The sequence below is a fragment of the Candidatus Thiosymbion oneisti genome (genome assembly GCF_900092655.1).
GTDB lineage: Bacteria > Pseudomonadota > Gammaproteobacteria > Chromatiales > Chromatiaceae > Thiosymbion > Thiosymbion oneisti.
In genome coordinates this window covers 1-1,295 of sequence record NZ_FLUY01000019.1, presented here as the reverse complement: position 1 = coordinate 1,295, position 1,295 = coordinate 1, and the positions used below count along the sequence as shown (strand labels likewise).

Annotated in this window: 2 protein-coding genes; one reads left to right on the top strand and one right to left on the bottom strand. The window is 63.9% G+C overall.

Annotated elements, in window-relative coordinates:
• On the top strand, positions 1–159 hold a 159-nt coding region (locus BQ17_RS23800), incomplete at its 5' end, for an Hpt domain-containing protein (protein WP_141699012.1).
• Between the two features lie 311 nt (positions 160–470).
• Here the strand turns inward: BQ17_RS23800 and BQ17_RS00200 are convergent.
• A complete protein-coding gene (locus tag BQ17_RS00200) occupies positions 471–929 on the bottom strand; it encodes a hypothetical protein (protein ID WP_089723747.1) in 459 nt (152 codons plus the stop codon).
• Positions 930–1,295 lie beyond the last annotated feature (366 nt).

The window sequence follows — 1,295 nt, the reverse complement described above, 5'->3', positions numbered from 1 at the left end:
AAGCTCAAAGGGTCCGCCGCCGCCTTATGCGCCGAATCCGTCCGGGCGGCCGCCGAGGCCCTGGAGAATGCGTGTCGCGACGACCGGACCGAAACAGAAACACTCAAGGACCTGACGGCAAATCTGGCCACTGCCCTCGAGGCCTTGCTCGCGGCCTGAAGCGGGTGGAGACGTAGGGTGGGCTGTGCCCACCGAACACCGGATCGCGCGGTAGCCCAGGTAGGTCGGGTAAGGCGCGCCTGCTGCGAAGCTGCTGCCATTAGCCGCGGTGATTGGCGCGCCGTCACCCGACACCGGGTGGCCGGTATGTCGGGTGGCCGGCTCCGGTGGTGAGTTGTTACGAAGCAGGCCGGGACGGCTTCTGGCGGCACCGCCAGTTGGCCGAGTTGGGGATCGCGAACCAGTCACACGGTAGTGGTGGGCACAGCCCACCCTACGGATCCGTTCATCGAGCCGCGACTTAATTTGACTCAACGCGGACGGCGCAGCCGCCGGCGTCCCTGGTAGGCGGCAATCTGGCGGATGATGGGCTGGTAGGGGAGAGCAGCCAGGGTATGGAAGTGGTCCAGTGCTGCCTCGATGATGCCGTGGATGTCCTCGATGGTGTCCGGGATCGGCGCGTCGGGCATCGCGACGGCGTGCAGTCCACGCAGGCCGCCGACCTGGACCCGCATGGCCTTGGCATGGGGCAGGGCCGCGTCCTCGTCCGTGGCCTTTAAGGCGAAGCGGGCCTGCCGGCGCAAGAGCTCGAGCAGCTCCAGACACCGGGCCTGGGCCGCGTCGGAGCCGCAGTTGATCCCCTCGCGCTCGGCGATGCAGAAGCGCCGTCCGCGGCTGCATCCGCAGTTGTTGGTCAGGATGCTCTTCTCGAATGGGCAGAAGCGCTCGTTGATGGCGCGGTAGGTCTTACGGAATACCTCGTTATCCATGTCCGCCGGTGCCTAGTACATCATTTCGCTTGATAGTACATAAATACGCTATTCACCACAGAGACACAGCAGGGCGGGCGCGTATAAATTTCTTTTTGATTAACAAGTTACTACCAGCCGTGTCGATTGGGCAAAGCTGGGAGCGCCGGCATCCTGCCGGCTCGTAGGTTGGGCAAAGCCGGATCAGGGACGATCCGGCGTGCCCAACATCAACATTTCGTTGGGCACGGCGCACCCTCCAAAGATGCGGTTCGCTGCCTACCTGCCCCGTCCCTGGGGCGGTAGGCAGGCGCTCACCACATCTTACGGCCCTTGCCCAACCTACAAGATCATGTTTTCGGGAGGATTTATACGCGCTCGCCCTGA